This is a genomic window from Deltaproteobacteria bacterium, from assembly GCA_009692615.1.
In the GTDB taxonomy this organism is placed as follows: domain Bacteria; phylum Desulfobacterota; class Binatia; order UBA9968; family UBA9968; genus DP-20.
Genome location: SHYW01000056.1, coordinates 21,913 through 30,495 on the forward strand (window position 1 = coordinate 21,913; position 8,583 = coordinate 30,495).

Below are 8,583 nucleotides of genomic sequence, written 5' to 3' on the forward strand. Positions count from 1 at the left end.
CGGCCTGGGAAAAATCCCCCTCGCTCCACCTCTTTCAAAGGGGGAAGGAAGTCCTAGAGGAAAATCCGAAACGCCTCTTTGTAAAGAGGGGTAGGGGAGATTTTTTCTTCGATTGCACTCAAGCCTTAAAGCCAGCTTTCGCCAAGCCGTCTTTTAACTCCGCTTTGTCCTTGTCGGTGAACGGCGCGGTTTCCCAGCGCGGGAAGCGTTCGACGGGCAATCCGCGCAGTTTCATCAGTTCGCAGAAGACGCCGCGGCCGTGGCTGCGCAGATACTTGCCGACCACTTGCATGAGCCGGGTGAGCAAATCATGTTCGGTGCGCGCGGCTTTGAGATCGTCGGCCTTGAGCGCCTCGTACATTCTGACGCAGGCTTCGGGAAACGGCGTTGAAGGCGGATGGATGGCGCCGCGCACGCCGACCGAATAGCCCGAGTAGAGTGAAAAGATGCCGCCGGGAAAAACCCCGGTGGATTTCGGCAGCTGGTAAACGTAGCCGAGCAGTTTGTCGTAGGCGATGAACGACACTTTGATGCCGGCTAAAGGATTGGGCGCGATCGCTTCGATAATCTTATTGGCCTTGGCGGGAGTAATCTCCACCCAAGTGGTTTCAGTGTTGTCATAGATAAACATCGGCGTTTCGGGCACTGACTGGGCGATGGCTTTGTAATGGGCGTACACTTCGTAGTCGTCGTGGGGATAATAGTAGGGCGGCACGACGCCGACGGCGTCGACGCCCAAGCTCACCGCATGCTTGGCGAGTTCGATGGACGACAGCGTGTTGGCCGTGCCGATATGCATGACCACGGGCACGCGGCCTTTGACGCGGTTGACGATTTGCTCGGCGACTTTCTTGCGCTCGTCGATTTCCATCACCATGCCCTGGCCATGGGTTCCCAAGGGGAAGAAGCCATGAACACCGGCATCCAAGTAGAAATCGATGATCGCATCGGTGGTTTTGTGATCGATGGCGCCGTCATGTTTGAACGCCACCGGCATGGGCATCAAGATGCCTTCGATCGCTCTAGTGCTTGACATAAGTGCTCCTTATCGGATTGGGATGTTTGCCCGACTTGTGGCTATCCATAGCGCATCCGATTTTTGAATTCCACCCTGGTTTCGCCGCCAGAAAAAAAATGATAACTTTCGTGAAACTAATTTAGGAGGCGAGCATGGCAGAAAAGAATCCCGTAGTATTGATGTCCACCAGCAAGGGCGATATTCGCATCGAACTCGATGCGGTCAAGGCGCCGATCTCGACCAAGAATTTCGTCGATTACGTAAGCGCAGGGCATTATGATGGGCTGATCTTTCACCGCGTGATTCCCGGTTTCATGATCCAAGGCGGCGGCATGGACCCGCAGATGAACGAGAAGAAAAACAACGCACCGATCAAAAATGAAGCGTCCAACGGTTTGAAAAACGATCTCGGCACCCTCGCCATGGCGCGCACCAACGTGGTCGACAGCGCGACTTCGCAATTTTTCATCAATTGTAAGAACAACGACTTTCTCAATCACCGCAGTCCGGCGCCGGCCGAGTTCGGCTACGCCGTGTTCGGCAAAGTGATCGCCGGCCTCGATATCGTTCAGACCATCGAGAAGGTACGCACCGGCAACAAAGGCCACCATCAAGACGTGCCGGTGGAAGCGGTGGTGATCAACTCCGCGAAGCTCGAAGCGTAGAACGATTAACGTTTTCTCGGTGATGATTAAAGTTCCTCGCCCAGGGGCGAAATGAAGGTTTGTCATGCCGGCGCAGGCCGGCATCCATTTTCGCCTGTGCTGCAAGGCGGAAAAAGAACCTGGATTCCGGCCTACGCCGGAATGACGACGAGGAAGAACAGTCGATTTCTAGTCGACGCATTTAGAACCCCTCAGCTAATAGCCGAGGGCTACACAGTCACGCGGTCCACACCGCTTTGGGATCGTATTTTCGCACCGCGGCTAATTCTGCTGCACTCGGCGCTAGGGTTTCGTGAACCGCGCTTGATACTTTCACCGGCCAGCCGGTTTCACTGCAAATCTGCTCCACTGAAACCCCGGGATGGTATGAAGTCAGGACCATCTCGGGGTTTTCTTTTTCAAAAGAAAAAACTCCCAGGCTCGTGATCACCCGGCTCGGCCCGCCGCCGCTTAAACCATTGCATTGGCGCCAATCGGCGCCGTCGCCGTAGCCCGGCGAAGTGATGTAGTGCACCTTATCGACGAAGCGGCGCCGTTCGTGGTTCATGATGACGATGCAGCGTTTAGCCATCACCGCGATATCCGCGGCGCCACCGCTGCCGGGTAGCCGCGTGCGCTTGCCGTGATCTTCGACCCAATGGGTATTCAAATTGCCGAAGCGGTCGATCTCGGCGCCGCCGATGAAACCGAGATCGACTCGGCCGCTTTGCAAAAGATACATGACATCGTTCAGGCCGCCGCAGCACAGTGCGCGGGCGATGTTGGGCGGATCGCTCATGGTGAAGATCGATTCCGCCGCCGGCCAGTCACGGATCACGCCGTTTTCAAAAATCCCGATGGCATTGGGCGCGTGAGTTTCTTTGGCGACGGCGAAACCGAGCAGCGGCAGGCGCATGCCGACGAAGACTCTATCGCCGTCATGGATCTCCCGCGCCGCGGCGGCGACCATGAGTTCTCTGCGAGTGTAGGGCATCGAAGACTAAAAGCGTTGCGAGATTCGAGTTACGAGTTTCGGGTTGCGTGTTAACCCTAAACTCCAAACTCGAAACAAGCGTTAGGCCTTATTGAACGCGTCGATGCCAGCCTGAACGATCTGCCGGTCGACAGCCGCGGGCGCGCCGCTGAAGCCGACGCCGCCGATGCATTGGCCGTCGACGGTGAGCGGCAATCCGCCTTCGATACTGATAAAATAACCGGGGCCGACGGCGAGCGTTTGCGCCAGCACTTGATGATCCGGGATTTCGCCGCCGTCGCGGCCGGTTTTGCCGGTGGCGGCGGTGGTCAACGCGGCGCAGCGCGCCTTGGCCTGGGCGATCATCACGTTGTGGGTGCGGCCATTGGTCATGCGCTTGAACGCCATCAAATGGGCGCCGGCGTCGACGACGCAAATGCTGCCGATTTGTTTTAACTCCTTGGCTTTTTCCAGGGCGGTGTTGACGATGATGTCACAGCCTTCTTGGGATAGTTTTGCGGTCGGTACGGTTTTCATGATTGCCTCCTTGAGATTGTTTAACGATTAATAATTTAAGCTCACCGCGGGTGCAAATAGATTGCCTTGCGGCCGCAGCTTGCCAACGCGCTCGTTGCCGAGCAATTGCAAAAAATCGCCGTGATCTTTGACGCCGAGCACCCACTTGTCCAGCCATGAGCCGAAGCCTTCATTGGTCCGCGTCTCTTGGTGATAGGCGAAATAAAAATCGTCGTCGCGCCGACAATAGCCTTGGGCCGGCGACGGATGTGAGCCGAAGGGCGCGTGCACCACGCTCGAAACCACGAAACCGGGGATCAGGTTGCGGTTGGGATCGCTGAGAATAGTCTCATGGTCGACGATCTCTTCGCAGCTGAGAATCACTCTTTTAGCGGCGAATGCGGCCTCGCGCATGACGCCGAAGTTGCCCCAAACTTGCGTGTTGCCTTCACTGTCAGCGCGCTGTACGTGCAGAACCGCGACATCGGGATGAAGCGCGCGCACCGCCAGCAGTGTCTCGCCAGTAAAAGGACAATCGATGGCTGTGAACTGCGATTGCTTGGCGAAGTCGCTGCCTTTGATCGTTTTGGTCGGCAAGAAGGGAACGCCGTTGGCTGCCGCTTGGAGCGCGAGTCCGATGGTAAAGTTGGAGTGCTCTTCGATTTCAATCGAGTTAGGGATTCCTGATTCCGCCGCGCGCCGGTAGTTGTGGCCCAGTCCGGCCGCGACGTTGCCGACCCACGAGGCGATGATCTTTTTAACGCAGCCGGCGCCGATCAGCTGATCGAATTGAATATCGGAAATCGGTCCGATCAAGGTTAAGTCGCGCTTTTTCTGCCGGATGATTTCGTGGCTAGCGGCGAATGGAATGAGCGACTCCAACGCACAGCCGAGCGCAACGGCATCGCCATCGTGAACGTCGGCGGCGATAGCATCGCGCATGGATCGAAGCTTGTTCATGGAGGATCTTTCTGTCGGGCAGCGCTTGCGACATCAAACCGTAGGGGCGATCGGCGGTCGCCCTCCGATCAGCGCCCCTTGAGCGCCGCCTGAGCTTCGCGCAGCGGACCAAAATCGACCACGTCGCTGACCGAAATGTTTTTCGCCAGACCTTGCTGGCGCGCCAGTTCGAGCACGCTCTCGACCCCCTTGCTCGACGGCGTGCCATCTTTGCTGTAGGCGGGCAATGTTTGCTCGTAGCCGGCCTCGGCGAGAGCGCGGTCCATTTTGAAAATCTTTTGCACCAACGCGATGGCGTCGGCGCGTTGCGTGTGCACGAAGTTCAGGCCGCGCAGCATTGCTGTCAGCACGGCGACGACTTCGGCGCGGTTCGATTTAATTTTCGCCACTGACGCGGAAAGTCCGGCGAGCGGAAAGTCGACGCTGTCGGCGGCGGTGGCCAAAACGTTCAATCCCATATCCTTGGCTAGCGACGGCGCCGGTGGCCCGCCGAGAGTCGCGTGAATGGCGCCGGATTTCACCGCCGCCATCCGCAGCGGCAGATCGCCGGTGGAGACGATGGTGAAATCGCCGGCGGCGACGCCGTGGCTGGCGAGCATGCGCCGGGTGATTTCCACTGTGATGCCGCCGACCGAGCCGAGACCGACGATCTTACCTTTGAGTTCCGCCATGGTGCGAATCTCCGGCCGGGCGATCATGAACAGGCTTGGCCGCGCGATCATGCTGAAAATTCCAACAATCGGCGCACCTTGCTGCGCCGCCAAGGTAACGGCGCTGCTAAACGAAGTGTAGTAATCCACCGAACCGCCGAGCAAGCCGGCGAGACCGATGTTCGAGCGCATCTGCACCACTTCGACATCTTTGCCGGCATCCTTGAAAAATCCCTTGGCTTGGGCGACGAACAGTGGAAAGTTATTCAAGTCCCGGGCGGTGTAACCGATGATCAGTTTTTTCTCTTGGGCAGCGGAAACGGATGCGTAGGTCAACAACGCGGTTACGATGAGCAGCGATGATCGTAGCGACATTGTTCTATTAAACATAAATGCACTTGCATTGGTACAGGCAAATGACGCAGATTTGGCTCATGAAACATTTGGTTTTGAGCTTCGTCATCTGGCTGTCGCTTCTCTGCGCAACGATCGCTCATGGCGGTCAAGCAAAACCGCTGAGCCGCGTTGTCGCCGGCTACGGCTCCACCGACGGTGCGATCGCGCCCTTGTGGTACGCCAAGGAAGCCAAGCTTTTCGAGAAGCGCGGTCTCGACGTATTGTTGGTCGGCATGGGCACTGGCTCGGTGTCGCTGCGCGCATTGATCGCCAAAGATTTAGAAATCGCCTCGCTGTCGGGTTCCGGTTTGGTGCAAGCCGCGTTGCAGGGCGCGGACACGGTGATCGTGTCGAGCGCGATCAATGGTTTTGTCTTCAAAGTTTTTGCTTCGCCGGAGATTACCAACGTCAGCCAACTCAAAGGCAAGAAGCTCGGTGTCAGCCGCTACGGCGCGACATCCGATTTCGCCATTCGCTTAGCGCTCAAAAAGTGGGGCCTCAATCCCGATCGCGACTTGAGTATCTTGCAGATCGGCACGACCCAAGACACGGTCCGCGCCATGCAAACGAAAATGATAGACGTGGGCGTGTTGAGCGGCACCGCGTCATTGGTGGCGCGCAAAGCGGGCTTCCGCGAGTTGGGCGACCTGGCCGAGTTGGGTCTCGACTATCCGATGGCGCCCATCGGCACGACGCGCTCTTTCCTGCAAAAAAATGAAGCCGTCGCCAGAGAATTCATGCTCGCTTACATCGAGGCGATCCATGATTTCAAACGCAACAAGGATTTCGCTCTGGCGGTGCTCAAGAAATACACGCGCAACGACGATCGCGAAGTTTTGGAAGATAGTTACAATAACTACGCGAACAAATATCTTCCCCTGCCGATCCCAACTCCCGACGGCATTCGAACCATTCTGGCGGAAATTGCCGGCACGGTTCCAGCCGCCAAGAATGCCGATCCAGAACAGTTCGTGGCCTACAAAATCGCTAGAGAGATTGAAGCGAGCGGGTTTATTAAGAAGCTCTATGAGAAGTGAGTTTATGGGGCGCTGCTGATGAATGTTTAAGACTCTCTTGGTGAACGACTCAGCATGGTCCCAACACGCCAATGTTCAGGCCTGACGCTACGCGCTCCCTGAACAACAAATTCTGAGATCGTGCCCTGATCCGTCACGCGCTTGTTGTAAGTTGGTTTGCATGAGGAGTAGAAGTCTATTTGCGGCACGGCGGTCTTGATTCCCTGATGCGATAATTCAACGGTGAAGAAAGTCAAATCGTAAACATCGCATGCGTTTGGCAGTCCACAGGCAATAATGGATAAGGTCTTGGAGTACATCTGGGCGAAAACAAGCAAGAACGGCGATGGTGGATGGCATCCCCTCATTCTCCACATGCTGGATGTGGCGGCCAGTGCCGACGCGATTCTAGCGCGCGAACCCGCGTCTACGCGCAACAGACTAGCGGCAACTCTGGAGATGAGTTGGGCGGATGCCCGTGCATGGTTATTGCTCCTGATTGCCTGCCATGATTTGGGGAAGGCTTGTCCAGGTTTTCAATGCAAATGGAAAAATCTGACGAGTATGGACGCCGGGCGTAGCCCAAATACCGAAATTAACCACGCCTTCGTAAGCCAGATTGCCCTGACGGAGCTGCTGCGCGAAATGGACTGGCCTGATGACTTGGCCGAATTAGTTGCTGATGCCGTGGGATGTCATCACGGAAGTCGCGCCTCTCCTAACACGCTTGAACACCTCATGGGCGATAGGCGGGCAATCGGGAAAGAGGATTGGACTGGTACGCGCCACGCCCTCTTCGAAGCGTTGCTGGACGTGCTTCAGCCCATCAATGTTCCAACCAAAAAGTCACTCACTGGCCCAGACTTCATGTTGTTATCGGGGCTCACAAGCTTTTCAGACTGGATTGGTTCGAACGAAGATTGGTTTCCATTCGGTACCTCTGACGATTGCGACGATCTACAGCGTTGGTTCCAGAGACGCAGAGCGCTGGCCGACAAAGCTCTGGATGCGATGGGGTGGCTGGCCCGAACTCCGCTAACCCAAGAAACAAAATCGTTTTCGCAGGTGTTTGGGTTTGCACCTCGCCCTTTGCAACAAGCCGTGGCGGATACACTGAACGATGTGAAAGGCCCGGCCATCCTGCTGCTGGAAGCGCCCATGGGTGAGGGCAAGAGCGAAGCCGCGTTCTTCGCGCATTTGGAATTGCAACGGCGCTTTGGACATCGTGGCTTGTATGTTGCGCTACCAACCAAAGCCACGGGTAACGCCATGTTTAAGCGAACCCTCAAATTCCTGCGTGGCCAGGGAATGAACCGAACGCTTGACTTGCAACTCCTGCATGGCGGGTCGCTACTTAACGACACCTTCCAGAATTTGAAAATGTCTGGCATCTACGACGCGACAACAGGTGGCGAGGTCCGGGCCGGGGAATGGTTCACGAACAAAAAGCGAGCGTTGCTTTCGGAGTACGGTGTCGGCACCGTGGATCAAGCCCTGCTGCCCATCCTGCCGGTGCGACACAACTTCGTGCGCCTCTGGGGTCTGGCAAACCGCGTGGTCGTGTTCGACGAGATACACGCCTACGACGCTTACACGGGTACTCTGCTAATTCACTTGCTGCGCTGGCTTCTGGCGTTGGGTTCATCGGTCGTCCTGCTCTCTGCAACGCTGCCGCCATCTATTCGTCGCAAGCTGGCAGAAGTAGTTGACGACACATTGCCAGAACAGGAGCCGGAGTACCCGCGCCTTTCCATCTTCTGTCCAGGAGAGAAGGTACATCAGAAACATTTTGAGGCTGATCCGGTGCGTCGCCAAATCGTACGGCTGCAACCCATCCCGGCCGAACTGTCGGACATACGCGCCGCCTTGGAGGCACACCTAATAAACGGAGGAATGGGACTGGCGCTCGTCAATACCGTGCAGCGAGCCCAGGACCTGTATCGCCTTTTCGCTGAAGGAGAGTCTTTGATGCGTGAAGGGCAGCGTGTCGGAAAACGATTGCTGGATGGAACAGAGGTGTCTTTGTTCCACGCCCGGTTTCCGTCGGACCGGCGACAGAAACGGGAAGAACACGCTTTAGAAATCTTCGGGGAAAGTGGCAGCAGGGAAGGCAGGAAGATTCTCATTGCTACCCAGGTGGCGGAGCAAAGCCTTGATCTCGACTTCGATGTCGTCGCGACCGATCTCGCGCCCATCGACCTCGTGCTCCAACGCGCGGGCCGTCTGTGGCGGCATGCACGGAAATCGAGGCCTGTTGCCCAGCCTGTTGGCGCTGACGCCAAATTGACCCAGCGTGCCGGAATTCAATGACCCCCTTGGATGCTCTACAAACTGTTGATGGTTATGGGTTTTCAGAGGTTGACGATGGGGCAGTCAAAATCAGCAGGTTGGGTCAAATCGGCGTCAGCGC

8 protein-coding genes are annotated in these 8,583 nt (G+C 56.7%); 3 read left to right on the forward strand and 5 right to left on the reverse strand.

Features of this window, described 5'->3' with window-relative positions; translation table 11 throughout:
* Positions 1–118 precede the first annotated feature (118 nt).
* On the reverse strand, positions 119–1,036 hold the full coding sequence (locus EXR70_14450; GenBank protein ID MSP39686.1) for a dihydrodipicolinate synthase family protein: 918 nt from the start codon (positions 1,034–1,036) through the stop codon (positions 119–121).
* 134 nt (positions 1,037–1,170) lie between these two features.
* Here EXR70_14450 and EXR70_14455 point away from each other — a divergent pair, with 134 nt between their 5' ends.
* Positions 1,171–1,683, forward strand: a complete 513-nt coding sequence (locus tag EXR70_14455; protein MSP39687.1) for a peptidyl-prolyl cis-trans isomerase — start codon at positions 1,171–1,173, stop codon at positions 1,681–1,683.
* Between the two features lie 217 nt (positions 1,684–1,900).
* On the opposite strand, the gene EXR70_14460 is transcribed toward EXR70_14455, so the two are convergent.
* From EXR70_14460 to EXR70_14475, 4 genes are all read right to left on the reverse strand, one after another.
* Positions 1,901–2,656 carry a CoA-transferase gene (locus EXR70_14460; protein MSP39688.1) on the reverse strand — a complete coding sequence of 252 codons (756 nt, stop codon included), beginning with the start codon at positions 2,654–2,656 and terminating at the stop codon, positions 1,901–1,903.
* Between the two features lie 81 nt (positions 2,657–2,737).
* The gene (locus tag EXR70_14465) at positions 2,738–3,172 is read right to left on the reverse strand and encodes a heme-binding protein (protein MSP39689.1); all 435 of its coding nucleotides are present in this window, start codon (positions 3,170–3,172) and stop codon (positions 2,738–2,740) included.
* A 27-nt stretch (positions 3,173–3,199) separates the two neighbouring features.
* Positions 3,200–4,111: a CoA transferase subunit A gene (locus EXR70_14470; GenBank protein MSP39690.1), complete on the reverse strand. Its 912-nt coding sequence runs from the start codon at positions 4,109–4,111 to the stop codon at positions 3,200–3,202.
* A 68-nt stretch (positions 4,112–4,179) separates the two neighbouring features.
* Complete coding sequence (locus EXR70_14475; protein ID MSP39691.1) at positions 4,180–5,151, reverse strand: ABC transporter substrate-binding protein; 972 nt, start codon at positions 5,149–5,151, stop codon at positions 4,180–4,182.
* A gap of 2 nt (positions 5,152–5,153) precedes the next feature.
* On the opposite strand from EXR70_14475, the gene EXR70_14480 reads away from it, so the two are divergent.
* Complete coding sequence (locus tag EXR70_14480; GenBank protein ID MSP39692.1) at positions 5,154–6,194, forward strand: ABC transporter substrate-binding protein; 1,041 nt, start codon at positions 5,154–5,156, stop codon at positions 6,192–6,194.
* Positions 6,195–6,470: 276 nt separating this feature from the next.
* Positions 6,471–8,483, forward strand: a complete 2,013-nt coding sequence (gene cas3, locus EXR70_14485) for a CRISPR-associated helicase Cas3' (GenBank protein ID MSP39693.1) — start codon at positions 6,471–6,473, stop codon at positions 8,481–8,483.
* Positions 8,484–8,583 lie beyond the last annotated feature (100 nt).